Annotated in this window: 27 protein-coding genes; 14 read left to right on the top strand and 13 right to left on the bottom strand. The window is 72.2% G+C overall.

The window, feature by feature from the left end; all coding sequences use genetic code 11:
• Window positions 1-11 precede the first annotated feature (11 nt).
• The 5 genes from Q7L65_RS10955 to tsaB form a co-directional block, all read right to left on the bottom strand.
• Window positions 12-677 carry a redox-sensing transcriptional repressor Rex gene (locus Q7L65_RS10955; RefSeq protein WP_304721114.1) on the bottom strand — a complete coding sequence of 222 codons (666 nt, stop codon included), beginning with the start codon at window positions 675-677 and terminating at the stop codon, window positions 12-14.
• Window positions 678-723: 46 nt separating this feature from the next.
• Window positions 724-963 (bottom strand): glutaredoxin family protein, encoded by a 240-nt coding sequence (locus Q7L65_RS10960; protein WP_304721116.1) that lies wholly within the window; start codon window positions 961-963, stop codon window positions 724-726.
• On the bottom strand, window positions 960-1,949 hold the full coding sequence (gene tsaD / locus Q7L65_RS10965) for a tRNA (adenosine(37)-N6)-threonylcarbamoyltransferase complex transferase subunit TsaD (protein WP_370552550.1): 990 nt from the start codon (window positions 1,947-1,949) through the stop codon (window positions 960-962). Before tsaD ends, Q7L65_RS10960 begins: the two co-directional genes overlap by 4 nt.
• 89 nt (window positions 1,950-2,038) lie before the next feature.
• Window positions 2,039-2,542: a ribosomal protein S18-alanine N-acetyltransferase gene (gene rimI, locus Q7L65_RS10970; RefSeq protein WP_304721118.1), complete on the bottom strand. Its 504-nt coding sequence runs from the start codon at window positions 2,540-2,542 to the stop codon at window positions 2,039-2,041.
• A gap of 9 nt (window positions 2,543-2,551) precedes the next feature.
• A complete protein-coding gene (gene tsaB / locus Q7L65_RS10975; RefSeq protein ID WP_304721120.1) occupies window positions 2,552-3,355 on the bottom strand; it encodes a tRNA (adenosine(37)-N6)-threonylcarbamoyltransferase complex dimerization subunit type 1 TsaB in 804 nt (267 codons plus the stop codon).
• A 204-nt stretch (window positions 3,356-3,559) separates the two neighbouring features.
• Between tsaB and Q7L65_RS10980 the strand changes: the two genes are divergently transcribed.
• Window positions 3,560-4,234 carry a CAP domain-containing protein gene (locus tag Q7L65_RS10980; RefSeq protein ID WP_304721121.1) on the top strand — a complete coding sequence of 225 codons (675 nt, stop codon included), beginning with the start codon at window positions 3,560-3,562 and terminating at the stop codon, window positions 4,232-4,234.
• Between the two features lie 4 nt (window positions 4,235-4,238).
• Here the strand turns inward: Q7L65_RS10980 and tsaE are convergent, their stop codons facing one another.
• Together tsaE and Q7L65_RS10990 are read right to left on the bottom strand one after the other, a co-directional pair.
• Window positions 4,239-4,697 carry a tRNA (adenosine(37)-N6)-threonylcarbamoyltransferase complex ATPase subunit type 1 TsaE gene (gene tsaE, locus Q7L65_RS10985; RefSeq protein ID WP_304721122.1) on the bottom strand — a complete coding sequence of 153 codons (459 nt, stop codon included), beginning with the start codon at window positions 4,695-4,697 and terminating at the stop codon, window positions 4,239-4,241.
• Window positions 4,694-5,149 carry a hypothetical protein gene (locus Q7L65_RS10990; RefSeq protein WP_304721124.1) on the bottom strand — a complete coding sequence of 152 codons (456 nt, stop codon included), beginning with the start codon at window positions 5,147-5,149 and terminating at the stop codon, window positions 4,694-4,696. Before Q7L65_RS10990 ends, tsaE begins: the two co-directional genes overlap by 4 nt.
• A 104-nt stretch (window positions 5,150-5,253) precedes the next feature.
• Between Q7L65_RS10990 and Q7L65_RS10995 the strand changes: the two genes are divergently transcribed.
• Complete coding sequence (locus Q7L65_RS10995) at window positions 5,254-6,699, top strand: hypothetical protein (RefSeq protein ID WP_304721125.1); 1,446 nt, start codon at window positions 5,254-5,256, stop codon at window positions 6,697-6,699.
• On the opposite strand, the gene Q7L65_RS11000 is transcribed toward Q7L65_RS10995, so the two are convergent.
• Both Q7L65_RS11000 and Q7L65_RS11005 read right to left on the bottom strand, forming a co-directional pair.
• On the bottom strand, window positions 6,605-8,635 hold the full coding sequence (locus tag Q7L65_RS11000) for an ATP-binding protein (RefSeq protein WP_304721126.1): 2,031 nt from the start codon (window positions 8,633-8,635) through the stop codon (window positions 6,605-6,607). The two genes, Q7L65_RS10995 and Q7L65_RS11000, sit on opposite strands and share 95 nt — an antisense overlap.
• Before the next feature lie 84 nt (window positions 8,636-8,719).
• Window positions 8,720-9,481, bottom strand: a complete 762-nt coding sequence (locus tag Q7L65_RS11005; protein WP_304721127.1) for a uracil-DNA glycosylase — start codon at window positions 9,479-9,481, stop codon at window positions 8,720-8,722.
• Window positions 9,482-9,528: 47 nt separating this feature from the next.
• On the opposite strand from Q7L65_RS11005, the gene Q7L65_RS11010 reads away from it, so the two are divergent.
• The 9 genes from Q7L65_RS11010 to Q7L65_RS11050 all read left to right on the top strand — a co-directional run bounded on the left by Q7L65_RS11010 (window position 9,529) and on the right by Q7L65_RS11050 (window position 16,784).
• Window positions 9,529-10,374, top strand: a complete 846-nt coding sequence (locus tag Q7L65_RS11010; protein WP_304721129.1) for a Rossmann-like and DUF2520 domain-containing protein — start codon at window positions 9,529-9,531, stop codon at window positions 10,372-10,374.
• A complete protein-coding gene (panC, locus tag Q7L65_RS11015; protein ID WP_304721131.1) occupies window positions 10,371-11,240 on the top strand; it encodes a pantoate--beta-alanine ligase in 870 nt (289 codons plus the stop codon). Before Q7L65_RS11010 ends, panC begins: the two co-directional genes overlap by 4 nt.
• A complete protein-coding gene (gene panD / locus Q7L65_RS11020) occupies window positions 11,237-11,617 on the top strand; it encodes an aspartate 1-decarboxylase (RefSeq protein ID WP_370552540.1) in 381 nt (126 codons plus the stop codon). Before panC ends, panD begins: the two co-directional genes overlap by 4 nt.
• A gap of 32 nt (window positions 11,618-11,649) precedes the next feature.
• Window positions 11,650-12,546, top strand: coding sequence for a 3-methyl-2-oxobutanoate hydroxymethyltransferase (gene panB, locus Q7L65_RS11025; RefSeq protein ID WP_304721133.1), 897 nt, complete (start codon window positions 11,650-11,652; stop codon window positions 12,544-12,546).
• Between the two features lie 86 nt (window positions 12,547-12,632).
• Entirely contained in the window at window positions 12,633-14,264 is a 1,632-nt protein-coding gene (locus Q7L65_RS11030; RefSeq protein ID WP_304721134.1) for a hypothetical protein, read from the top strand.
• Between the two features lie 126 nt (window positions 14,265-14,390).
• Window positions 14,391-15,014 (top strand): DUF47 domain-containing protein, encoded by a 624-nt coding sequence (locus tag Q7L65_RS11035; RefSeq protein WP_304721135.1) that lies wholly within the window; start codon window positions 14,391-14,393, stop codon window positions 15,012-15,014.
• Between the two features lie 13 nt (window positions 15,015-15,027).
• Entirely contained in the window at window positions 15,028-16,143 is a 1,116-nt protein-coding gene (locus Q7L65_RS11040; protein WP_304721136.1) for an inorganic phosphate transporter, read from the top strand.
• Window positions 16,140-16,424, top strand: a complete 285-nt coding sequence (locus Q7L65_RS11045; RefSeq protein WP_304721137.1) for a hypothetical protein — start codon at window positions 16,140-16,142, stop codon at window positions 16,422-16,424. The genes Q7L65_RS11040 and Q7L65_RS11045 overlap by 4 nt, the downstream gene beginning before the upstream one ends.
• 132 nt (window positions 16,425-16,556) lie before the next feature.
• Window positions 16,557-16,784, top strand: coding sequence for a hypothetical protein (locus tag Q7L65_RS11050; RefSeq protein WP_304721138.1), 228 nt, complete (start codon window positions 16,557-16,559; stop codon window positions 16,782-16,784).
• Between the two features lie 3 nt (window positions 16,785-16,787).
• On the opposite strand, the gene Q7L65_RS11055 is transcribed toward Q7L65_RS11050, so the two are convergent.
• Complete coding sequence (locus Q7L65_RS11055; RefSeq protein WP_304721139.1) at window positions 16,788-17,390, bottom strand: DapH/DapD/GlmU-related protein; 603 nt, start codon at window positions 17,388-17,390, stop codon at window positions 16,788-16,790.
• Between the two features lie 78 nt (window positions 17,391-17,468).
• Between Q7L65_RS11055 and Q7L65_RS11060 the strand changes: the two genes are divergently transcribed.
• A complete protein-coding gene (locus Q7L65_RS11060; RefSeq protein ID WP_304721140.1) occupies window positions 17,469-18,209 on the top strand; it encodes a thioredoxin domain-containing protein in 741 nt (246 codons plus the stop codon).
• Between the two features lie 44 nt (window positions 18,210-18,253).
• Here the strand turns inward: Q7L65_RS11060 and uvrA are convergent, their stop codons facing one another.
• A complete protein-coding gene (uvrA, locus tag Q7L65_RS11065; RefSeq protein WP_304721141.1) occupies window positions 18,254-21,151 on the bottom strand; it encodes an excinuclease ABC subunit UvrA in 2,898 nt (965 codons plus the stop codon).
• A 204-nt stretch (window positions 21,152-21,355) separates the two neighbouring features.
• Between uvrA and Q7L65_RS11070 the strand changes: the two genes are divergently transcribed.
• Window positions 21,356-22,003, top strand: coding sequence for an MBL fold metallo-hydrolase (locus Q7L65_RS11070; protein WP_304721142.1), 648 nt, complete (start codon window positions 21,356-21,358; stop codon window positions 22,001-22,003).
• Window positions 22,004-22,144: 141 nt separating this feature from the next.
• Complete coding sequence (locus Q7L65_RS11075) at window positions 22,145-23,098, top strand: alpha/beta hydrolase (RefSeq protein WP_304721144.1); 954 nt, start codon at window positions 22,145-22,147, stop codon at window positions 23,096-23,098.
• A gap of 9 nt (window positions 23,099-23,107) precedes the next feature.
• Here the strand turns inward: Q7L65_RS11075 and Q7L65_RS11080 are convergent, their stop codons facing one another.
• Window positions 23,108-24,007 (bottom strand): DivIVA domain-containing protein, encoded by a 900-nt coding sequence (locus Q7L65_RS11080; protein ID WP_304721145.1) that lies wholly within the window; start codon window positions 24,005-24,007, stop codon window positions 23,108-23,110.
• 198 nt (window positions 24,008-24,205) lie between these two features.
• Window positions 24,206-25,024, bottom strand: coding sequence for an A/G-specific adenine glycosylase (locus tag Q7L65_RS11085; RefSeq protein WP_304721146.1), 819 nt, complete (start codon window positions 25,022-25,024; stop codon window positions 24,206-24,208).
• Window positions 25,025-25,112 lie beyond the last annotated feature (88 nt).

The following is a 25,112-nucleotide window of genomic DNA, read 5'->3' on the forward strand; positions in this document are numbered from 1 at the left end:
CTGCGGGCGGTCTACGTGAGGTAGAAGTACAGCGCGTAGAGCAGATCGACCGCGGGACTGGAGGTGTGGACGGTCACCTCCGGCGGGACCTGCAGCAGCGCTTCGGAGTAGTTGAAGATGATCTTGACGCCGGCCGCGACGAGGTCGTCGGCGAGCAGCTGCGCCGCCGCCGTCGGCACCGCGAGGACCGCCACGACGATGTCCTCGTCATCGACGATCGCCTTCAGGTCCTCGGGCTGGCGGATCGCGTGCGGGCCGACCATCTCGCCGATCTTCGTCGGGTCGTTGTCGAAGATCGCGACGACGCGGAAGCCGTGGTCGGCGAAGATGTCGGAGCTGGCGATCGCGCGGCCGAGGTGGCCGGCGCCGAACAGCGCGATGTTGTGCTGGCCGGAGGTGCGCAGGATCTTGCGGATCTGCGACACGAGCGAGTCGACGTTGTAGCCGACGCCGCGCTTGCCGAACTTGCCGAAGCCCGACAGATCGCGGCGGATCTGCGTCGAGTTGACGTGCGTGTAGTCCGACAGCTCCTGGGAGGAGATCGTCTCCTTGCCCATCTTCTTGGCCTGCGTCAGCACCTGCAGGTAGCGCGACAGCCGAGCCGCCACGCCGAGCGTCAGCTTGTCTCCGACCTTCCCGAAGGGGGTCTCGGCGTCGTGATCGATCGTGGAGCTCATCGCACCCCACTGTACCTGCGCGCGACCCCGGCCCGCCGCGCGACTCTCACGCGGTCAGCCGCCGACGCAGCTCGTCCTCGTCGACGAAGAACTCGAACAGCTCCTCGCCGTCGAGCGCCACGACCGGAATGCGCTCCAGATACGCGCGGTGCAGCACGTCGTCCTGTTCGATGTCGCGCTCCTGCAGCGCGAACGGCAGATCCGCCCCCACGCGGACCAGGATCTCGCGTGCGTCTTCGCAGAGGTGGCAGCCCGGGCGGCCGTACAGCACGACGGTGCGCGTCACAGCGGCCGCTCGCCCGAGGAGAACGCGTCGAGCTGCAGATACGACGGGAACGGCTGCGGCCGCAGGAAGCGCGCGGCGGAGGCGATCATCGCCGCGTTGTCGGTGCACAGCTCGCGCGGCGGGACGTGCAGGTCCGGCACCAGCTCGCGCATCCGCTCGCGCAGCGGACCGTTGGCGGCGACGCCGCCGCCGAGCGCGAGCCGCTCGATCCCGGTCTCTCTGCGCGCTCTCGCGACGCGCCGCGCAAGCGTCTCGACGATCGCGCGCTGGTAGGAGGCGGCGAGATCCGCGCGACGCGCCTCGCTCTCCTCCTCGCCCAGCTCGCGCAGCTTGTAGAGCAGCGCCGTCTTGAGGCCGGAGAAGGAGAAGTCGAGGCCCTGGACCTGGGCCGCGACGGGAAATCTGTACGCGTGCGGGTCGCCTTCCGATGCGAGCTTCTGCAGCGCGGGCCCGCCGGGATAGCCGAGCCCGAGCAGCCGCGCGCCCTTGTCGAACGCCTCGCCGGCGGCGTCGTCGAGCGTCGAGCCGAGCACTCGCCAGTGCGGCCCGTGCTCGGTCACGTGCGCGAGCAGCGTGTGGCCGCCGCTGGCGATCAGGATCAGGAACGGCGGCTCGATCGGGCCGGGATTCAGGAACGAGGCGGCGACGTGGCCGTAGAGGTGGTCGACGGGGATCAGCGGCAGGCCGTGCGCGGCGGCGAGCGCCTTGCCGGTCGCGATCCCGACCAGCAGCGCGCCGACCAGGCCGGGCCCCTGCGTGACGGCGACCGCGTCGAGTTGCGGCAGCGTCGTGCCGGCCTGGCGCAGCGCGTCGTCGACGACGGCGCCGGTCAGCTCGAGGTGGTGACGCGAGGCGATCTCCGGCACGACGCCGCCGTAGCGGTCGTGCACGCCCTGCGAGGAGATCACGTTCGAGAGCACGTCGCCGGCGCGGCTGACGACCGCGGCGCAGGTGTCGTCGCAGCTGGTCTCGATCGCGAGAATCAGGCCGGATCTGGTTTGCGGCGAGGCGCGAGAGCCAGCCTCTGGCGAGTTCTCGCCCGGAACCCGAGGCCTCTGGCCGAGCGGTTCCGCGCTCACGAGGCCACGTTCGGGATGTCGTCCATCCGGCCTTCGAGCGTCGACGGCGTGCGCCACATCACGAGTGCGTCCTCACCGTTGTCCTGGTAGTAGCGCCGGCGGCGGCCCGCGGAAAGGAAGCCGAAGCGCTCGTAGAGCGCGATCGCGCCGTCGTTGGACGGACGCACCTCGAGCGTTATCTGGGCGCCGCCGCCGTTGCCGCCGACGCGCTCGATCAGCTCGCCGAGCAGCGCCGAGGCGACGCCCCGACGGCGCGCGGCCGGGTCGACCGCGACGTTCATGACGTGCCAGACGGTGTCGTAGCGGGAGCAGATCAGATGGCCGACCAGCTCGCCGTCGCGCAGCGCCGCAAGGCAGACGCCGGAGGTCTTCGACAGCTCCAGCACGAACATCGCCAGCGACCACGGCGTCGGGAACGCGCGCCGCTCCAGCGCGATCACCTGCGGCAGATCGGCATACGTGAGCCGGCGGATCTTCAGCGGAGTCGACGTGGCGGCCAAGATGAATGCTCAGACCCCGCGCTCGCGCCGGCGGGCGGCCAGCTCGGCGTCGGGAAGACGAAGGTAGGCCGGGAGCACCTCGTCACGGCCGACCGGCTCCATCGCCGCGCCGAGCCGGCAGTGCGCTGCCGCATCGACGAGGTGTGATGGCGAGTCGTCCGCCGGGACCGTGACCCCGGTCGCTTCCAGCTGATCCCGGAACTTTAGCGCCCCGTCGCCGACGCCCAGCGGCGCGCGCGGCAACTGCGCCACGGCAGCGGCGAGCGCCTCCGGCGTCAGCGCCGTCGGCGCGAGCAGCGGCGCGGCGGCGACGTCCGCCACCTCGTCCGCCCGCCACGCCGCCGCGAACGCCTCGCCGCGGCGGGCGTCGAGGACGGCGAGGAGCGTGGGCGAGTCCGCTCCTGCGGTCGCCAGGGCCGGGCCGGCTACGGCGTCCGTAAGCGCGCCGGTCGGCGTCTCCGTCGCGGCGCCGATCGGCGAAGCGGGTCCGACCGCCCCGAGCGCCAGCGCGTGCAGGGTGCAGACGCCGACGAGCGGGATCTCGTGCGCCTGTGCGAGGGCGCGGGCGGTCGCGACGCCGATCCGCAGACCCGTGAAGGTGCCCGGCCCGACGCCGACGGCGATCCGCTCCAGCGCGGCGAAGCCGATCCCGGCCTCGTCGAGCAGTTCGACCACGAACGGCAGCAGCAGCGCCTGATGCCCCGGGCGCTCCCCCGCGGCGGGATCGTGGCGACGGCGCAACGTGCGCCCGTCCGGCAGCGCGAGCGCGACGCTGGTCGCCTGCGTCGCGGTGTCGAACGCGAGGATCGTCATTCCTGGGATCGTCGCGCACACGGCGCGAACGCGTCAGCTCCCCGCCCAGGAACTCAGACGGACCGACCGGGACCGATCGCATGTTCGCCCCCTCCGGCTGACGCCTACGCGCCATCCAGGCGCGTTTGCGCTCGTCAGGCGAGCGCAAACGTGCCTAAACCTGCGCATTCCGGCCGAAGCTTCACATAAGGTCGCGCCGCACCGATGGCGAGAGCCGCCCCGCCCATCACCCTGGTCGCCCTGATCGCTGCCTGCCTCGTGCTGGCGCTGGCACTCGTCGCCCCTGCGGCGGGGGCGAGACATGCTGGGGCGAACCAGCGGAACTCGCCGACTGGCAAGCCCGCAAGAAGACGCGCGCCCGCTGCCAAGCCCGCGAGAAGACACGTGCGGCGCTGCAGTCCCGCCGGCATCCGCAGGTTGCGCGGCACGTCGCGGATCGAGCGGCGCGTGCGCTGCCTCGTCAACAAGCGCCGCGCGGCCGCCCGCCTGCGCCCGCTGCGCTACGACCTCTGTCTCGACCGCGCCGCCGAGCGCCACGCGAGGGACATGGTGCGCCGCCACTACTTCGCGCACACCTCGCGCGCGGGGCGCGACCTCGCCCAGCGCGTTCGCGCCGCCGGCTACGTGAAGCGCGCCCGCGGCTGGCGACTGGGCGAGAACCTCGCGTGGGGTTCCGGTGGCGGCTCGTCGGCCCGCTCGATCGTCAGCGGCTGGATGCGCAGCGCGCCGCACCGGGCCAACATCCTCACCGGCGGCTTTCGCGACATCGGCGTGGCGGTCGTGCGCGGCGCGCCGGTCGAGGGCAGATCCGCAAGCTCTCGCCCGGCCACGTTCGTGGTCGAGTTCGGCGCCCGCCAGCCCGGCCGCTGCCGGCGCTGAGCGCTCAGCTCGCCGCGCCGACCGTGATCTCGCGTGCGTCGCCGCCGCGGTGCTCCAGGCGGATGCGGGCGGCGACGCTCACGCCGGCCTCGGCGAGCGCCGGCTCGGCGATCTCGGGCCATTCGACGAACGCGATCCGGTCAGCGCCGACGTAGTCCGCCAGCAGCGCCGGATCCTCGTCCTCCAACTCGCCGAGACGGTAGAGGTCGAGGTGGGAGACGCCGACACGGCCCTCGTAGCGGCGGCCGATCGTGAACGTCGGGCTCGTGACCGCGCCCTCGACGCCGAGCGCCCGCGCCGCACCGCGCACGAACGTCGTCTTGCCGGCGCCCAGCTCACCGACGAGCAGGACCACGTCGCCGGGTGAGAGTGCCGCCGCGACGCGCGCGGCGAGCGCCTCGGTCGCGGCGGGCCCGGCGGTCCGGTGGACGCCGAGCGGGAGCGGCTCGCGCCGCTCGCTCATCGCGCGCCGTCGACCGCCGCTGCGGGTGCCGGGCCCGGGCCGGCAACGCGCGGCGTGGCCGGCGCCAGCGCGCGCATCTCCGCAGCGCCCGACTCGCCCGCCCGCAGCCGCAGCCGCAAACCACTGCCTGCGAGCAGCATGCCGCCGCCGGCGAGCACGGTCAGCAGCAGTTCCGGACCGGTCCGCGGCAGCTCGGCGGCCGGCGGGGTCGACGTCGCTGCCGGCGCCTGCGCGAGCAGCTGCTCGGGGTCGCCGGCGTCCGCGAGCAGCTGCGTGTCGCGGCTGGCGAGCAGCGGCGAGTCGGTCACTCTCGGGGCGTTCTGGGGGACCGGGACGTCGCTCAGCGGGGTCGCCTCCGCGAGCAGCTCGGCGGGCGTCTGGGCGGCTGCGACCTGCGGCAGCGCGACGGCGGCGGCGAGTGCGAGGGCTGCGATCTGAGAGGTTCGGCGCATCGGGCGGGGAACCATAACCTCGCAGCCGTCGGGCCGGCGACTCGAATTCCTGCAACGTGCGGATCTTTCTCGGTCGTCGCGTTGGCACGTTACGGTTCCTGGCCGTGCCAAACGTGCCGACACCACAGCCCGGCGGCGCTGCCGGTGGGCTGTCGGCCCGCCTCGCCGCCCTGCGCACGTCGGACGTCGGCAAGGCCGCCGGCCTCGCCGGCGCGATGATCGTCACCAACGTCGTCGCGCTCGGCTCGACGGTCGTCTTCGCGCGTCTGCTCGACGACTACGGCTCGCTCGCGGCGCTGATCTCCTACGTCCTGATCCTGTCCGTCGTCGGGCAGGCGATGCAGGTCGCGACGGCGCGCGAGGCCGTCCTCGGCACGCTCGGCAGAGGCCCTCGGTTGGCGGCGACGCTGCGCAGTTGGACGCGCGTGCTGCTGGTCGCGACGATCGTCCTCGCCGTCGTCTCGATCCTCCTGCGCGCGCCGATCGCCGCCGCAGTCGGCGTCGACCAGACGTGGGGCGCCGCCGCCGGCCTGCCGACCGGCGTGCTGTGGCTGCTGCTGGCGATCCTGCGCGGCGCGCTGCAGGGGCTCGGCGACTACCGCGCCGTCGGCCTGAGCTTGATCGGCGAGCAGGTCACGCGGCTCACCAGCGGCGCCGTGCTCGCCGCCGTCGGCCTCGACGTCACCGGCGCCTTCCTCGGCACGACCGTCTCACTCGCCGCGACGGCCGTCTGGTGCGGCTTGCTGCTGCGCCGTCACCTGGCGGCTCCAGCTGCCGAGCCCGGAGTCGCGTCAGCCGCCGCCGCGTCGGCCGGCACCAGCGCCGCCGCCGCCCGCGCCGTCACCGCGACAGCGCTCCGACCCGCCCTGCGACTGCGCGACCACATCGCCCGCGCATGGGCGCCGATCGCAGGCCTGGTCGTGATCGCGGTGCTGCAGAACATCGACGTGATCGCCGCCAAGCACCGCTTCTCGACCGACGTCGCCAGCTCCTACGGCGCGACCGCGGTCGCGGCCAAGGTGCTGATCTGGGTCGCGATGGGCGCGGGCTTCTACCTCGTTCCGGAGACCTCGCGGCGCCACTCCGAGGGCGAGGACACGCGGCCGGTGCTGGCCCGCTCGATCGGGATCGTGCTCGTCTGCGCCGTGCCCGTGCTGCTGATCTTCGCGCTCGTCCCGAGACTGCTGCTGAGACTCGCGTTCGGCGCCGACCGCCTGCTCGCGGTCGACGCGCTGCTGCCGCTCGGCGTCGCCTTCACGCTGCTCGCGCTGACCTACCTCGCGATCCAGTACATGCTCGGCCTGCGCCAGGTGCGCTTCCTGATACCGATGGGACTGATCGCGGCGGCGGAGCCGGTGCTGCTGCTGACGGTCGCGCCCAGCAACCCGGACGGCTTCTCCGTCGTCCTGCTCGGGATCCAGGCGGTTGCGACGGTCGTCGCGCTGCTGCTGGCGTTCAGGCGGCCGGGCGCGACGGATCCCGCTCGACCACGAGCGCGGCGACGCGCTCAGCCGCTGCCCGCAGCCGGCGGAAGTACGCCGCCCGGCTGAGCGCGAGCTCGTCGGCCGCCTGTTCGTGGCTGGCCGCCGGATCGAGATAGCCGCGGACCAGCACCCGCTCGAGCAACTGCTCGTTCGGGGTGTCGCCGAACGCCCGCGCCGCGGCCTCCTCCAACAGCGTTCGGACCGATGCGGCGCGCTGCTCCTGCGTCGCCCCGCTCGCCAGCGGGCTCTCCGCCAGCTTGTGCGGCAATCCCAGGTTGCGCAGGGCGTCGCGGACCGCCTCGACGTCGATCGCAGCCGCGTCGGAGTCCGCCGACCCCGCCGGCCCAGCACGCACAACCAAGCGTTCGCTCGGTTTGTGCTCGACAGCCGGCGTCTGCGGCGGGACGAGGCCGAGCTCCATGTAGATCATCGCGCGCTGCGCGCCGAGCAGTCCGCCGGGGCCGTAGTCGAGCAGATGGCACTCCGTCACAGACCCGTCCAGCTCGACGTCCAACTCGCGGATGCGACGCGCGCCGGCGGCCTGCGCGAAGCGGACCGCGGCCGGCATCCGCGGGTCGATCGGGAGATACGCGAAGCGCGGATTCTCCAGCCCGGACCGCAGGATCCCGGACATCCCGAGCATCGCCTGCACGCGCGTGATCGGGTCGGCGGTGAAGTCGACGGCGACCTGCCAGAGGACCGCGTCGCCGCACGGGGCGGCAGCGCGCGCGTGCTCCAGCCAGCGGCCCAGTTGCGGATCCTCGGCTGTCAGCGCCGGCGCGTTCGCGAGCGTGACCGACAGCTCGAAGCCGCAGATCCTGTCCGACAGGTCGCGCACGATCGCGATCCGCTCGGGCGCCGCCTCGAAGTACGGCGCCACGAGCGGCCAGCGCTCGGGGATGCGCCGTTCACCAAGCAAGCGCTCGACTTTGCCCGCATCACCGGGCCGGACCTCGTCAAGGCGGTACTCGCCCGCGCCCTCCCACGAGAAGCCCCAGCGGATCGCGTCGTTCTCGATCAGGTGGGAGAGGTCGATCGAGAGCAGCTGATGGCCCGCCACCGCCTTCGCGTGGAGATGGTCGGCGATCCGCCTGCGCAGGTCGCGCTCGCGCACGCGGTCGCGATGGCGCAGGTCGGCGTGCAGCGCCTTGCGAACCAGCTCGTGCAGCGCGATCCCCTCCCCCAGCGGCTCCGCGAACGTGCGCTCGCGCAGCCACATGTAGCTCTGCACCGCGTCCGCGTCGGGCAGCACCTCGCGCAGCAGGTCGATCGTCGTCACGCGCGCGATCGCGGCGACCGCGAGCGGTCCGAGGTGCGGGCCGTCCAACTCGGCCTCGGCGAGCCGGCGGATCAGCGCGCGCACCAGCTCCGGTCGCTCGACCTCCTCGTTGCGCGCCGCGGGCGCTGCCCCGAGCGCGTCGTCACCCGCGAGCGCGAGCGCCAGCGGCGAGCCCTGCGCCCAGCCGATCAGCTCGCGCATCCGCTGCTCGTCGTCGACGCCGTGCAGCGCCAGCAGCTCCCGCGCCTCCTGCACGCTCAGGCCGCTCAGCTGCAACTGCACCGCGACGCTCTCCCAGCCGCCCTCCAGCCAGCCGCGCCCCGGCGGCTCGCGTCCGGCGATCACGACGAGGGCGTGCTCGGGCAGGCTCGGGACGACCGTGCCGCGCAGATAGCCGTCGAGCGCGGTCATGCGCTCGTAGGTGTCGATCAGGATCAGCGGCTCGCGCTCCTCGCGCGCGGCCTCCAGCGCCGCGTCGAGCGCGCGCGGAACCGGTGCCAGCTCGCGTCCCTCGACGAAGTGCGCGCGCCGGCCGCTGGCACCCGCGCGGCGCGCCAGCTCACGCAGCAGCGTCGACTTGCCGATTCCGCCCGGGCCGTGGATCAGGACGACGCTCGCGTCCGCCTGGCCGTCGAGGCAGCGCTCGAGGAACTCGAGTTCGGTCCCGCGCCCGACGAATCTGCGCCGGTCGCGCTCGGCCAGCCGTGCTCCGATCGTCGCCATCGCCCGCGCACGATACGGCGCGCCCGCACCATCCTCCACCCCAGGTTTCCACCTCTGGACGGACGATCGGGCCTACGCCCGCGTTCAGAAGAGGCCGAGCTGGTCGTCCGAGGTCTTCGGAGCCTGCTCGAGCACCTCGGCGCCCGCCTCAGGAGCTCCCTCGACCGCCTCGGCGGTCGCCGTCTCCGTCTCGGCCGGGGACTCGGGCTCAGGCTCCACTTCCGGGACCGGTTCGAAGACATCCGGCGCCGGCTGCGGCGGCAGCGGCGCCGCCAGCAGCGCGGGCAACTGCGCGAAGTCGGCGCGCAGCGTGTCGAGCATGCTCGGCGTGTAGAGCGCGGCGGCCGGGTGGTAGATCGGGAAGATCGTGACGGCGCGCACGCCGAGCACATGCACCTCCGGCTGGCCGTGGACCTTCGAGATGCCGGTCGGGTCGTCGCGCAGCAGCTTCGTCGAGAAGTTGCCGAGCGTGCAGATCACCTTCGGCTCGATCAGCTCGACCTGCTTGTGCAGGTAGTCGCGGCAGGTCGCGATCTCGGTCGGACGCGGGTCGCGGTTGCCGGGCGGGCGGCACTTGAGCACGTTCGCGATGAAGACGTCGGCGCGTTCGAGCCCGACCTCCTGCAGCAGTCTGTCGAGCAGTCTGCCGGCCTGTCCGATGAAGGGAAGCCCTCCGCGATCCTCGTTGGCGCCGGGCGCCTCGCCGACGAACATCAGGTCGGCGTCGGCGTTGCCGGCGCCGAAGACGACGGTCTGGCGGGTCTCGGCGAGCTGGCACTTGGTGCACGTGCTCGCCTCCTTCCAGACCTCTTTCAACAGCTCGCGGCGTTCGACGGCGGTGGTCACGCCAACGATGGTATTCACGCCGCTGGACGGCTGTACTACCATTCCTCTTGCCGTCACCCGCGCAGGGGACGGACCGTTGTGCCCACGTTGTGCCATCTGTCGCTCGACCGGTATCTCCCATGCGGGAACTGGAACGGGAAAAGGATCTCACTGACCCCACGCGCATCCGCTGCGCGATCGTCGGGGCCGGCCGCCTCGGCCGGGCCCTGGTGCCTGCGCTGCGCGCGGCCGGGGTCACCGTCGCCGGACCGTTCGGGCGCGGCTGGTCAGCCGCCGACGAGCCGGATCTCGACGTCGTGCTGCTGTGCGTCCCTGACGCCGAGATCGCCGCGGCCGCGGCGACGATCGCCCCGCGCCGGGGTCTGCTCGTCGGCCACTGCTCCGGCGCGACGACGCTCGCCCCGCTCGTCCCGCACGAGCGCCTCTCGCTGCACCCGTTGATGACGGTGCCGGCAGACGGTGCCGCCGGCTTCGCGGGCGCAACCGCGGCGGTCGCAGGTTCGACGCCTGATGCGCTCGCAGTTGCCACCGCACTCGCGAACTCCCTCCGGATGACCGCGGTCGAGGTCGCGGACCGGGATCGTGCTGCCTACCACGCTGCCGCTTCGGTCGCATCGAACTTCCTCGTGACGCTGGAGGCGGCGGCCGAGCGCATCGCCGAGACCGCTGGCATCGACCGGTCCGCGCTCGTTCCGCTCGTCAAGGCTTCGTTCGAGAACTGGGCCGCGCTCGGCCCCGAACGCGCCCTCACCGGCCCGCTCGTGCGCGGCGACGAGGCAACGGTCGCCCGGCAGCGCGATGCGATCGAGGAGCGGACGCCGGAGCTGCTGGACCTGTTCGACGCGCTCGCCGACGCGACGCGGTCGCTGGCACGCGAGGCGGTGGCGACATGAGGATCGTCCGGACCGTCGAGGAGCTGCGCGCGCTGCTGAAGCCCGAGCGGCTCGCCGAGCGCACGATCGGGCTCGTGCCGACGATGGGCGCGTTCCACGCCGGGCACCGCTCGTTGATGGAGCGCGCGGTCGTCGCCAACGACGTCGCGGTCGTCTCGCTGTTCGTCAACCCCACCCAGTTCGGCCCCAGCGAGGACCTCGGCGCCTACCCGCGCGACGAGGCGCGCGACGCCGAGATCGCCGCCGCGGCGGGCGTCGACCTGCTGTTCGCCCCGCCGGTCGAGGAGGTCTATCCCGACGGGTTCGCGACGACCGTGCGCGTCGGCGGCGTCAGCGAGCCGCTGGAGGGCGCTCACCGCCCCGGCCACTTCGACGGCGTCGCGACCGTCGTCGCGAAGCTGCTCAACATGGTCGGCCCCGACGTCGCCTACTTCGGCCAGAAGGACGCGCAGCAGGCGCTCGTGATCCGCCGCCTCGTGCGCGACCTGAACATTCCCGCGCGGATCGAGATCTGCCCGATCGTGCGCGAGCGTGACGGCCTCGCGATGTCGAGCCGCAACGTCTACCTCGGCGCCGAGGATCGCGCCCGCGCCGTCGCGCTACGGCGTGCGCTCACAGCCGCCGAGCAGGCTGTCGCAGCCGGCGAGCGCGACGCCGCCGCGGTCAGCGCGATCGCCCGCACTGCGCTGGCTCAGCACGCCGTCGAGCCCGAGTACGTCGCGCTCGTCGGCGCTGACACGCTCGCCCCGATCGAGCGGATCGACGGCGAGGACGTGCTGCTCGCCGTCGCGGCGCGCGTCGGCCCCGCGCGCCTGATCGACAACGTGATCCTGTCCACCACCGACGGAGCCCCGCAAACCGCATGATCCGCACCATGTTGAAGTCGAAGATCCACCGCGCGACGGTGACCGCTTCGGACCTCCACTACGTCGGCTCGATCACGATCGACCCGGAGCTGCTGGAGGCGTCGGACATCCGGGAGCACGAGCAGGTGGCCGTCGTCGACGTCGACAACGGCGCCCGCTTCGAGACGTACACGATCGCCGGCGAGCGCGGCTCCGGCGAGATCAAGGTGAACGGAGCCGCGGCGCGGCTCGTGCACCACGGCGACACGATCATCGTCATCTCCTACGCGCAGTACGACCGCACGGAGATGGAGCACTACGAGCCGCGCGTCGTGCATGTAGATCAAGACAACCGCATCATCCACGTCGACAGCGAGGTGGCGACCCTCCTCACGTGAGGGCGCCAACCACGCCAGGCAAGGAGTCGCACATGTCCGCAGCACCCGTCCCCACCAATGTCCCGGCAGCCGCAGGCGCGATCGCGCGCCTGCCGGTCTCGCTCCCCCAACTGGCCGAGAAGAAGCGCCTCGGCGAGCCGATCGTGATGGTGACCGCGTACGACTACCCGTCGGCCGTCGTCGCCGAGCAGGCCGGCGTCGACGTCGTGCTCGTCGGCGACTCGGGCGCGATGACCGTGCTCGGCTACTCCTCGACCGTCCCCGTCTCGATCGAGGAGATGCTGATGCTCGCGTCCGCGGCCCGCCGCGGCCTGCGCACGCCGCTGCTCGTCGCCGACCTGCCGTTCGGCTCGTTCGAGGCCTCCGACCAGCAGGCGATCGAGACAGCGCGTCGCTTCATCAAGGAAGCCGGCTGCGACGCCGTCAAGATCGAGGCCAACGGGGTCGCGGTGGAGCGCGCCCGCGCGCTCGTCAACGCCGGCATCCCGGTGATGGGCCACGTCGGCCTGACGCCGCAGACGGCGACCGCGCTCGGCGGCTACCGCGCGCAGGGCCGCACCGCGCAGCGCGCGCTCGACGTCGCCCGCGACGCGATCGCGCTGCAGGAGGCGGGCTGCTTCTCGATCGTCTTCGAGGCGATCCCGGCGCCGGTCGCGACGGTGCTGATGGAGCGGATGGAGGTGCCGATCATCGGCATCGGCGCCGGCGCGTCGACCGACGGCCAGGTGCTCGTCTTCCACGACCTGCTCGGGATCCGCGACGGCGTCGGCGCGCGCTTCGTGAAGCGCTACGCCGACATCCAGGACGAGATGGTCGCGGGCGTGCGCGCCTACGCAGAGGACGTGCGCACCCAGCGCTACCCCGAGGCCGACCACACCTACTCGATCGACCCGGTCGAGTTCGAGCGCTTCCGCTCCGAGCTGGGGTGAGCTGAGGCGCGGGTGCCTATGGGCACCCGCGCCGTTCACCGTTTCGTGACGCGCCCCGCCCGCGCGCCGACCATGCTGCGCGCCAGATGGAGGCACTCTGGTCGCTCTCCCGCCGCCGCTTCGCCGGCGCGCGGCCGTCGCTCGCGGGCGGCTCCTCGCTGCTGCTCGCGCTCGCCTGCGCGGGCGCGCTCGCAACGCTGTGGCTGGTGCTCGACCCGCGCACGGCCGACCTCGCCGCACAGGTCTACCGCACCCAGCTGTTCGGCCGCGAGGGCTTTGCGCTGTGGGACAACTCGTGGTTCGCCGGGCACCACCTGCCCGGCTACAGCCTCGTCTTCCCCGCGCTGGCGGCCGTCTTCGGCCCGCGACCGGTCGGCGTCGCGGCGGTGCTCGTCTCGTCGCTGCTGTTCGCGCACCTCGTGCGCCGCCACGGCGACCGCCACGTGCGGCTGGCGATCGTCTGGTTCGCCTGCGCCGCCGCCGGCGACCTCTTCATCGGGCGCCTGACGTTCTCGCTCGGCGTCACGTTCGCGCTCGGCTGCGTCGCGGCGCTGTCGCATCGGCGCAACGGCCTCGCGGTGGTGCTGGGCGTGGCGACGGCCGCCGCCAGCCCCGTCAGCGCGCTGCTGCTCGCGCTCGTGCTGCTGTCCGGCGCGCGCTGGATCGCGCCGCGCTGGCGGATCGCGGTGCTCGGCGCGCCGATCGCGCTGCCGCTGCTGCTGGCCGCGCTGTTCCCGGAGGGCGGGGCGCAGCCGTACGCGCTCGGCGGCGCGGCCGCCGCCGTCGGGATTGCGCTCGCGGTCCACGCCGGCCTGCGCAGGGACGCGGTCGCGCTGCGGATCGGGACGCTGCTGTACGCCGTCGCGGTGGTCGGCGCCTACGTCGTGCCGTCGCCGATGGGCAGCAACGTCGCGCGCCTGGGCGTGCTGCTGGCCGGCCCGATCCTCCTGATCGGCGGCCGCCCCGGCCGCTCGCGCGTGCTCGTGCTCGCGACCTGCGCCGCGATCCTCGTCTGGCAGGCATGGGCGCCCGTGACCGAGGTGCTGAAGGCCGACGAGACCAGCGCGACGAGCGCGGCCTACTTCCAGCCGCTGCTCGAGCAGCTGGAGGCGACGCCGCACGGGCGCGTCGAGGTGGTGCCGACGTCGACGCGCTGGGAGTCCGTCTACGTCGCCCCGCACGTCGCGCTCGCGCGCGGCTGGCAGACGCAGCTCGACACGCGCTACAACGCCCTCTTCTACAGCGACAGGCTGGACCCGGCGCGCTACGAGCGCTGGCTGTGGCGGCTCGGGATCACCCACGTCGCGCTGAGCGACGCGCCGAAGGAGCGCTGGGGCCGCGCCGAGGCGCTGCTGCTGCGGGACACGCCGTCCTTCCTGCGCGAGGTCTGGGATTCCGGCCGCTGGCGCCTGTTCGAGGTTCTCAGACCGCGCTCACTCGTCTCCGGCGGCACGCTCGTGCGGCTCGGCTCCGACAGCTTCACCGTCGCCGCCGACGGACCCGGATCGGTGCTGATCCGCGTCCGCTACACGCCGTTCTGGACGCCCCCGTTGGGTGCCTGCGTGACGAGATCCGCCGACGGCTTCACGCGGCTGCAGGTCCCTTCCGCCGGCCGCTACGAGGTGCGCGCGACGTGGAGCGTCGGCGCCGCGCTGCGCAGATCCGACGAGGGTTGCGCGGCTGGCGCGGACGCTGCGCCGGCCCCGCCGCCGCGCTGAGCGACCGCGCGTCCAGCGGCCCGAGCGCCGCTGAGCCGGTCCGCGGCATGCCACGCATGCGCGCCCGGCCGGCCCAGTCTCTACACTGCGCGCCTTCGTACACATTTCGTACACGGATCGTTCACAGTGCGCCTCTCACAGATCTTCTCCCCCCGGGACCGCGAGTACTTCGACCTGTTCGAAGAGGCGGGCCGCAACGCTCTGCATGCGGCCGACCTGCTCGACCAGATGCTGCGGAACTTTCCGGAGAGCGCCGGGCTCGCGCGCGACATCCTGATCTGCGAGCAGGAGGGCGACCGGATCACGCACGACATCATCCAGCGCCTCAACCACACGTTCGTGACGCCGATCGATCGCGAGGACATCCTCGAGCTGGCGTCGAGAATCGACGACGTCGTCGACTACACCGAGGAAGTGGCGGACTACCTCGGGCTGTACAAGATCGAGGCGCCGATGGAGCAGGCCCAGCGGCTCGCTCACATCCTCTTCCAGTCGACACGGCAGATCGTCGAGGCGATCCCGCGGATGCGCGACTTCAAGGACATCTCCCATTACACGGTCGAGGTCAACCGGCTGGAGAACGAGGGCGACCGTGTCGCGCGCGAGGCGATCGCCTCGCTGTTCGACAACGGCATCGACCCGATGGTCGTGATCCGCTGGAAGGACCTCTTCGAGCGGCTCGAGGACGCGATCGACGCCACCGAGCACGTCGCGAACGTGCTCGAGGGCATCGTCATCAAGAACTCCTGACCCGCAGTCCCCGATGGACCAGGACATCATCCTCTTCATCGTCGTCGCGACGGCGCTCGCGTTCGACTTCACAAACGGCTTCCACGACACCGCCAACGTCGTCGCGACGTCGATCTCGACGCGCGCGCTGAACCCGCGCGTGGCAGTCGGGCTCGCGGCGATACTGAACTTCGTCGGCGCGTTCCTGTCGCTGGAGGTCGCCTCGACGATCGCCAACAACATCGTCGACCAGGCGGAGGTGACGACGACGATCGTCTTCGCCGGCCTCGTCGGCGCAATCGTCTGGAACCTCGTGACGTGGTACTTCGGGCTGCCGTCCAGCAGCTCGCACGCGCTGATCGGCGGCGTCGTCGGCGCGATGTTCGTCGCCGTCGGCACGAGCGCGATCAACGGCGACGGGATCATCTCGAAGGTGCTCGTGCCCGCGCTGATCGCGCCGCTGCTCGCCTTCGGGGTCGCGGGGATCGCGATCATCTGCTGCTACCGGATCGTCGGAAAGCTCGCGCCAGGGCCCGTCAGCCGCGGCTTCCGCGTCGGGCAGATCTTCTCCGGCGGCCTGCTCGCGCTCGCGCACGGCACCAACGACGCGCAGAAGACGATGGGCATCATCACGCTCGCGCTGATCTCCAGCGGCCATCTCGGCAACGACGCGACCGTGCCGACCTGGGTCGTCGTCTCGGCCGCGACCGCGATCGCGCTCGGCACCTACCTCGGCGGCTGGCGGATCATCAAGACGATGGGCAGCCGCATCATCAAGATGGATCCGGCACAGGGCTTCGCCGCCCAGGGCGCCGGCTCGGCCGTGATCCTCGCGGCGACCCACTTCGGTTACCCGCTGTCGACGACGCACACGATCTCCGGCGCGGTGATGGGCGCGGGCGCCGCCAAGCGTCTGTCAGCGGTCCGCTGGGGCGTCGCGGGCAACATCCTCGTCGCGTGGGTGCTGACGCTGCCGGCGTCGGCGCTCGTCGGCGGCCTCGTCTACGCGATCACGAGCCTCTTCGGCAGCGGCGCCGCCGGCCCGATCGTCGTCGCGGCGGCCGGGGTGGCGCTCGTCGGCTTCATATTCGTGCGACGACTGCAGCGCGGCTCGGCGATCACGACGACCCCGGAGGGCAGCCGCGCATGAGCGCCTCGGCCGTCACCGACGCGCTCGGCCATGCCGCACCGCTCGCCGCCTCGATCGTCGACTGGGGCCAGCTGCTGGAGGTCGTCGAGGCCGGTCTGCTGGCCGGCGTCGGCATCAGCATCGCCTTCTCGCTCGTGATCCTCGGCGCGGTCCGCGCCGGGGAGGCGCAGAGACAGTCGCGCACGCTGACGATGGCCGGCTACGGCGCCGTCGCGCTGATCGGCCTCGCGATCTGCATCGGCGCCGTCGTGTTCGGCGTCAGCACGATGCTGGCGAAGTAGGTCGAGCGCCGCTCCAGCCCGCGGCGCCGCTCCAACCCGCGGCGCCGCGCTGCGCCGACGCACCACGTGGGGCCGCGCGCGCCCTCGCGCCGGGATCTGCCCGGCCACTCGCCGCTGTGGTTGGATCGATCGATGTCCGCCGCCGAGAAGCCGCCGCTGTTCAGCTCCACCGAGGTGCTCGACCCCGACGGATCGCGGATCTTCGAGCTGTCGACCCGCTGCGCACCGTCGATCGCCTTCCAGGTTGCCGCCGAGGGCCGGGCCTTCCTCGGGCGCCACGGGATCAGCACGACGGGTGAGCAGGCGCTGAAGACGCGCACGGCGCTGGAGCTGTTCTCGCGCGAACTGGAGGCGGGCTGACAGTCAGCGGGCCGGATACTCGATCCGCTTCAGCACTCTCGCCGGCGCGCCCGCGGCGATGCTGAAGGCGGGGATGTCGCTGGTGACGACGGAGTTGGCGCCGATCACGGCGCGCTCGCCGATCGTCACGCCGCTGGTGATCACGACGTTGGCGCCGCACCAGACGTTGTCGCCGATCCGCGTCGGGCCCTTCGTCGTGAAGCCCTGCCACGGGACCGGCTTGTCGGGGTCGTCGAAGCGATGGTTGCCGTCGGTCACGAAGCAGCCGTTGGCGAACATGCAGTGCTCGCCGATCTCGACCAGCTCCATCGCCGCGACCATCGCGCCCATGTTCAGGAACGACCCGGCGCCGATCCGGATCCGTGCTTTGTCGGGAGCGGTCAGCCAGACGCCGGGCTCGAACAACACGCCCGCACCCAGCTCGAGCCGTCCTTCTCGCAGCGCTTCGAGCACGTTGCCGTGCAGCGGCCAGCGCGCGAACGCATCCCGCCGCATCAGCTCCCAGTGGATCCGCCCACGGTTCCACGGCAGCTCGTTGCGCTGATACCAGCGCCACTTCTGCGCCCACAGGATCGCCTGCCGGCGCAGCTCAGCCACATCGCTCATCGCTGCACGCTATCGCGCCGCGCGGAGCGAGCCGCGCATGCGAGCGCGGCGACCACGCGCCGCGATACCGTCCCGCCGATGCGCTCCCGCACCCTCCTTGCACTGCTCCTGTCGCTGGTCGCCGCCGCGACGACCACGAACCTCGCGGAGGCGGGCGCAGCGGCTGGGCCGCCCGCCACCGCCTCCGCCGCGCCGGCCACCGCCGGCGCGCTCACCGTCGCCGCGTCGGCCACCGCCGGCAGCCGCACCCCCCTGGAGCGCGCCGTCGCCGGGATCCCGCAGTCCGGCATCCGCCTCGGCCGGCCCGATGCGCCGCTCGCGATGATCGTCTTCGCCGATCTCCAATGTCCGTTCTGCGCGCGCTTCGCGGCGACGACGCTGCCGCGAATCGTGCGCGACTGGGTCGCCAGCGGGAGGCTGCAGATCCGATACCGGATGCTTTCGGTCATCGGGACGGATTCGACGCGGGCCGCGCAGTTCGCCGTCGCGGCCGGCGACCAGGGGCTGTTGTGGCAGACGACCGCGCGGATGTTCGCGCGACAGCGCGGCGAGAACACCGGCTACGTGACCGACCGGTTCCTGCGCGCCGTCGGTGAGTCGGTCGACGGACTCGACGCCGAGGAGGCCATGGCGCGGCGGTCGAGCCGAGCCGTGATGGACTCGCTGGACTTCTCCCGGCGCCGCGCGCGGCAGCTGCATGTCGCGGGTGTCCCGATGCTGGCGATCCGCCGCACAGACGGACGCATGAAGCGCTTCGACGGCGACGTGCAGCGCTACGGCGCCGTCGCCGCCGCGCTGCGCGTGCTGCAGCGGCGCTGACCTCAGGCCGCCGCTCGCCGCTGCGCGCAGCAGCGGCGCGCTCGCTACGCCGCCGCGGCGACCTTGCGCGGGCGGCGTCTTCTCGGCGCCGCTCTTCTGACGACCGCGACCGGTCTGGCCGCGCCGAGTATCTCTCTGAGGAACTCGCCCGTGACCGAGCCCGGCGTCGCGACGATCTCCTCCGGGGTGCCGGCGCCGAGCAGCCTGCCGCCCTCGTCGCCGCCCTCCGGGCCCATGTCGATCAGCTGGTCAGCCGTCTTGATGACGTCGAGGTTGTGCTCGATCACGACGATCGAGTTGCCCTGGTCGACCAGCCGCTGCAGCACCTCCAGCAGCTTCTGGATGTCGGAGAAGTGCAGGCCGGTGGTCGGCTCGTCGAGGATGTAGAGCGTCTTGCCGGTCGCGACCTTCGCCAGCTCGGCCGCCAGCTTGACGCGCTGCGCCTCGCCGCCGGAGAGCGTCGTCGCCGGCTGCCCGAGCCGCATGTAGTCGAGCCCGACGTCGTGCAGCGTCTGGATCCGCCGACGGATCTTCGGGATGTGCTCGAAGAACTCGAGCGCCTCTTCGATCGGCATCTCCAGCACGTCCGCGATCGACTTGCCCTTGAAGCGGACCTCGAGCGTCTCGCGGTTGTAGCGCTTGCCGTGGCACTGCTCGCACGGGACGTAGACGTCCGGCAGGAAGTGCATCTCGATCTTGATCTGGCCGTCGCCCCTGCAGACCTCGCAGCGGCCGCCCTTGACGTTGAACGAGAAGCGCCCCGCTCTGTAGCCGCGCGCCCTCGACTCCTGCGTTCTGGAGAAGAGGTCGCGCACGAGGTCGAACAGGCCGATGTACGTCGCCGGGTTGGAACGCGGCGTGCGGCCGATCGGCGACTGGTCGACGGCGATGATCTTGTCGAGCTGGTCCAGCCCTGTGATGCGGCGGTGCGCGCCCGGCCGCTGCTTGGCGCGGTGCAGTCTGTTCGCGACGGCCTTGTAGAGGATGTCGTTGACGAGCGTCGACTTGCCCGAGCCCGAGACGCCCGTGACCGCGGCAAAGGTGCCGAGCGGCACTCTCACCGTGACGTCCTTGAGGTTGTTCTGCCGCGCGCCCTCGATCGTCACCCAGCCGCTCGGCTTGCGCCGCTGCGGCGGGATCTCGATCCGCCGCCTGCCGGACAGGAACTGACCGGTCGCCGACTCCGCCACCTGCTCGATCTCGGCTGCGGTCCCCTCTGCGACGACGTGACCGCCGTGCTCACCGGCCCCGGGCCCCATGTCGACGACGTGGTCCGCCGCGCGCATCGTGCCCTCGTCGTGCTCGACCACGAGCACGGTGTTGCCGAGGTCGCGCAGCCGCTCAAGCGTCCCTATCAGCTTCTCGTTGTCACGCTGGTGCAGGCCGATCGACGGCTCGTCGAGGATGTAGAGGACGCCGACCAGCGAGGAGCCGATCTGCGTCGCGAGCCGGATCCGCTGCGCCTCGCCGCCCGACAGCGTCGCCGCTGCGCGGTCCATCGACAGGTAGCCGACGCCGACGTTCTCCAGGAACGCCAGCCGCTCCTCGATCTCGCGCAGGATCAGCTTCGCGATCAGCCGCTGCTGCTCGCTCAGCTCCAGCGCCTTGATCCATGCGAGCGCGCGCCGCGCCGGCATGTGCGTGTACTCGTGGATCGCCGTCCCGCCGACCAGCACCGCGCGTGCCTCCGGTCGCAGCCGCGCGCCTCTGCAGTCGGGGCACGGCACGACCGACATGTACTCCTCGATTCTCTCCCGCGCCCACTCGGAGTCGGTCTCGCGGTAGCGCCGCTCGAGGTTCGGCACGATCCCCTCGAAGCTCGTCGTGTACGAGCGCCTGCGGCCGAAGCGGTTCTTGTACTGGATGTGGACCTGCTCGCCGTTGGTGCCGTAGAGGAAGAAGTCCTGCGCCTCCTCCCCCAGCTCCGCCCACGGCGTGTCGAGGTCGACGTGGTAGCGCTCCGATATCGACTGCGTCAGCTGCTCGTAGTAGTTCGACGCGCTCGCCGACCACGGCGCGATCGCGCCCTCGCCGATCGACAGCGACGGATCCGGCACGACCAGCTCGGGGTCGATCTCCATCTGCGAGCCGAGCCCGGTGCAGCGCGGGCAGGCGCCGTGCGGGGCGTTGAACGAGAACAGCCGCGGCTCCAGCTCCGGGAACGAGATCCCGCACTCGAGGCAGGCGAACTTCTCCGAGAACGTGCGCACCTCGCCGTCGTCGACGAGCTCGACCTCGACGATCCCGTCCGCCAGCCGCACCGCCGTCTCGATCGAGTCGGCCAGGCGCTTGCGCAGCTCCGACTTCATCACGAGCCGGTCGATCACGATCGAGATGTCGTGTCTGTACTTCTTGTCGAGTCTGATCTCCTCGTCGAGCCGTCTCAGCTCGCCGTCGATCTTCGCGCGCGTGAAGCCCTCCGCGCGCAGCTCCTCCAGCTGTCTGCCGTACTCGCCCTTGCGGCCGCGCACGATCGGCGCCATCACCATGAAGCGCGTGCCCTCGCGCAGCGCCATCACCTGGTCGATGATCTGCTCCGCCGACTGGCCGGCGATCGCTCTGCCGCATCTGGGGCAGTGCGGCTGGCCGACGCGCGCCCACAGCAGCCGCAGGTAGTCGTAGATCTCGGTGACCGTGCCGACCGTGGAGCGCGGGTTGCGCGAGGTCGTCTTCTGGTCGATCGAGATCGCCGGCGAGAGGCCCTCGATCGAGTCCACGTCGGGCTTGTCCATCTGCCCGAGGAACTGGCGCGCGTAGGCGGACAGCGACTCGACGTAGCGGCGCTGGCCCTCGGCGTAGATCGTGTCGAACGCGAGGCTCGACTTGCCCGATCCGGACAGGCCGGTGATCACCGTCAGCGCGTTGCGCGGCAGCGTGACGGTGATGTCCTTGAGGTTGTGCTCGCGAGCACCTGCGACGACGAGCTGATCGGATGGCGGCATCGCGGATCACTATAGAAGGGCGAACGGACGTTCGCGTCGGCGCCAGTTCGCTCCTTCCGGGGATCCCACCCGATCGTGGCGCGCGCGCCGCATTCCGGCATCATGTCGCCCGTGCCGCAGGCGCAACTCGTCGGTCGCGAACGCGCAGCGCGCGCGAGATCGGAACTGACGCCCACGCTCGCGCCCTCCCCTAGGCTGGCGGCCATGCAGAGACTCGCCGATGGCGTCTATCAGCTGTCCGGTTTTCCCCGCAACGCGATCAACGTCTACGTGCTGGAGGACGTGCTGCTCGACGCGGGTGCTGCGTTCGATCGCAAGCGGATCCTCGAGCAGGTCGGCGGCGCGGGGATTCGAGCGCACGCCCTGACCCACGCGCACCTCGACCACTACGGTGCAAGCCACGCCGTCTGCACCGAGCTGGGGATCCCGCTCTGGTGCGGCACCGAGGACGTCGCGGCGGTCGAGGCCGGCAAGATGGTCGGCGGCCCCCGCAACGGCATGGTCCCGGGCCCGAAGGCCCATCCCGTCGCCAGAGCGCTGCGCGAGGGCGACGAGGTGGCGGGCTTCACGGTCCTCGACACCCCGGGCCACTCCCCCGGCCACGTCTCCTACTGGCGCGAGTCCGACCGCGTGCTCGTCTGCGGCGACGTGATGTGGGGCTGGAACACGCTCCTGATGCGCGGCGACCCCCGCGAACCGCTCCCGCTCTTCAGCACCGACCCCGCCCAGAACCGCGATTGCGCCCGTCGTCTCGCGACACTCGAACCGTCGCTGGTGCTGTTCGGGCACGGGCCGCCGATGCGGGATCCGGGGCGGTTTGCGGCGGCGGTGGCGAAGCTGCCGCGCAGCTAGCTTCATCGCACAGTGGGCCGGCCTGACCGCGGCGGCCGCGCGCTCACCTCTAGGGCGGGGATCACCTCGGTCTGCGGTCGCGTCCCCTCATATTCCGTCCACCATCGCTTTCACGCCCGACGACCTGGGTAACGTGAACGCATGCTTGGACACGAGCGCCGCGAGAACGTCAGCTTCGCCTCATCGGGTGACCGCTGCGCCGCGTGGCTGTATCGGCCCGATCCGGCCGCGGTGGCCGCAGACGATCCGCGAGGCGTGCCGTGCATCGTGTTGGCCGGCGGGTTCGCCGGCGTCCGCGAGATGCGGCTCGACGCGTTCGCGGAGCGGTTCGCGTCGGCGGGCTTCGTCGCGCTGCTGTTCGACTACCGGCATTTCGGCGCCAGCGAGGGCGAGCCGCGGCAGCTGCTGTCGATCCCGCGGCAACTGGAGGACTGGAGTGCCGCGATCGCCTGTGCACGCACGCTCGACGGCGTCGACCCGGACCGGATCGCGCTGTGGGGCACGTCGTTCTCCGGCGGCCACGTCGTCACGACGGCGGCCCGCGACCACCGGCTCGCCGCCGCGGTCGCGCAGGCGCCGTTCACCGACGGGCTGCGCCAGGCGCTCGCGCAGCCGATCCCGTCAGCGCTGCGCCTGACCGTCGAGGCGTTGCGCGACGAGCTGGGCGCACTGCGCGGGGCGGCGCCGCGGACGATCCCCGTCACGGGGCCGCCGGGGTCGCTGGCCGCGATGACCTCGCCCGAGTCGGCGATCGGCCACCAAGCGATACTCCCGGTCGACTCGACCTGGCGCAACGAGGTCGCGGCGCGCATCTGCATCCGCCTCACGGCCTATCGGCCGATCCGCCACGCGCCCGATGTCGCATGCCCACTGCTGGTAGCGGTCTGCGACGAAGACGACGTAGTGCCCACTGGCTCGGCGATCAAGCTCGCGAGAGCGGCCAAGCACTGCGAACTGGTCCGCTACGCCGGCGCCGGCCATTTCGACATCTATCTCGGCGAGACGTTCGAGCGCGCCGTCGCCGACCAGATCGCCTTCTTCACCGAGCACCTGCTGGCCGCGCCGACTCCGCTGCCGGAGCCGGCGCTGACGTAAAGCAGCTGCTCAGCCGCCGACGCTGGCGTAGACCTCCTCGAGCAGCCCGGCGCGGTCGGCGAGCTGGAAGTGCTCGGCGAGATAGCTGTCGGTCTCTTCGCGCGGAGTGCCGCTGAGCGCCATGTCGAGCGCGACGAGACGGGCGCTCTCCTCGCCGTCGGGGCCGGCCGGGGCGGGCGTGGGCGCGGCGGCTGCGGGCGCGACGCGCGGCGCGGCAGCTGCAGCCGGCTGCGGCGCCGCTGGAGCTGCCGGCGCGGCAGCCGCGGGACCATCCGGGTCCGGGACGAGCGCGTCGGGATCTGCGGGCACGCTGCCGTTGCGACGCGGCTGGTCGGGATCCTCGACCGCGATCGGCGCGGGCGACGACGACAGCGTCGGGCGAGACGGCGGCTCGACCGCGTCAGGCGCCTCCGGCTCGAAGCGCGGCCGGCCGGCGACACTCGCCAGCTCGCCGAGGTTGCCCTCCAGCAACTGCAGGTCGGCGTAGACGCGGTTGCCGCCGGTGCGCAGCGTCTCGAGCAGTGTGTTCAGCTCGCCCTGCATCGCATCGACTCGCTGCAGCAGCGCCGAGGTCGCCTCGGCGACTCTGCCGACGTAGGCGTGAGCGGTCTGGTTGGCCTCGTCGCGGGTGCGCTTGGCCTCGGCGCTGGCGTCATCGCGAATCTCACGCGCCTCGTCGTCGGCCTGACGGGTGATCTCGTCGGCGCTCGCCTCGGCCGCAGCGATGACCGCGCGGACCTGCTCGCTGGCCGTCGTGGCGACCGTCTCGGTCCGCTGCCGAGCGGAGCGCTTGAGCCCGTCGACCTCGTCGGCGACATCACGCAGATGCGTGTCGACGGCGTCGGGGTCGTAGCCGCGACGACCGATCGGGAAGTCCTTCTTTTCGATGCTTTGGCGGTCGAGGGCCACGCGGGCGTACCTCCGTCGGGGATGGGAAACGGCTGCGCCCAAGGGTATCGAGCGTGGGAGCCGGCGAGCCGGTTCGCTGGACGGAGTGATGGCGCGTCGGCGGGATGTCCAGGTGGCTGTGGAGGATGCGTCGCGCCGGCAGCGCAATCCGTCATGCTCAGCAGTTGGCGGATCGTCGCGATGTGGAGGTACCGAGCCTCATGGCAACCGCACCGCCGCGCCCTCCCGCACGACCAGCCCGTCCCGCTCCAGGCCCGCCAGCGCCCGCTCGACCCGATCCTCACCGATCCCGGTCGGCAGTTCCTCGTCCGCCGCCAACGCGGCGACGATCCGGCCGCGCACGAAGCGGTCTGTCTCCTCGAAGCGCGGAGCCGGGCGGGAGTGTCTGGGCGACGACGACGGCGCCACCGGGAGCGGAAGACCGCGTGAGCGGCAGGTCGCCACTGGGCAGTCGTCGCAGGACGGCGAGCGGGCCGTGCAGATCGTCGCCCCGAGTTCCATCATCGCCTGGTTCCAGTCGGCGGCACGGCCCGCCGGGAGCAAGGCGGCGGCACGAGCGAAGAGCGGGGCCGTGGTGCGGTGCTCGCGATCGACACGCTCGATGACGCGCCTGACGTTCGTGTCGACGGCCGCGACGTGCTCGCCGAAGGCGAACGACGCGACGGCGGCGGCGGTGTAGGGACCGATGCCGGGCAGCGCGCGCAGGCCCTCGGCGTCAGCCGGCCATCCATCGCGCGCGACCGCGCGGGCGCAGGCTTGGAGGGCGAGCGCGCGGCGGTTGTAGCCGAGACCGCTCCAGAGGCGCAGGACATCAGCTGTCGGGGCGTCGCCGAGCGCCAGTTCGTCGGGGAACCGCTCCAGGAAGGCCTCGTAGTACGGCACGACACGGGCGACCTGGGTCTGTTGGAGCATCACCTCGGAGACGAGGATGCGGTACGGGTCTCTCGTCCGCCGCCACGGCAGGTCGCGGCGGACGGCCGCGTACCAGGAGAGGACTGCGTCATGGTCGACCGGCACGGCGGGACCGTAGCGATTCGGGCGGCGGCGCTGCGTGTGCGGCAGAAGCGCCAGTGCTCGGGCGCCACGCGGCGCTGGCCGGCCATCG

It is taken from the genome of Conexibacter sp. CPCC 206217 (assembly GCF_030646165.1).
Classification (GTDB): domain Bacteria; phylum Actinomycetota; class Thermoleophilia; order Solirubrobacterales; family Solirubrobacteraceae; genus Conexibacter.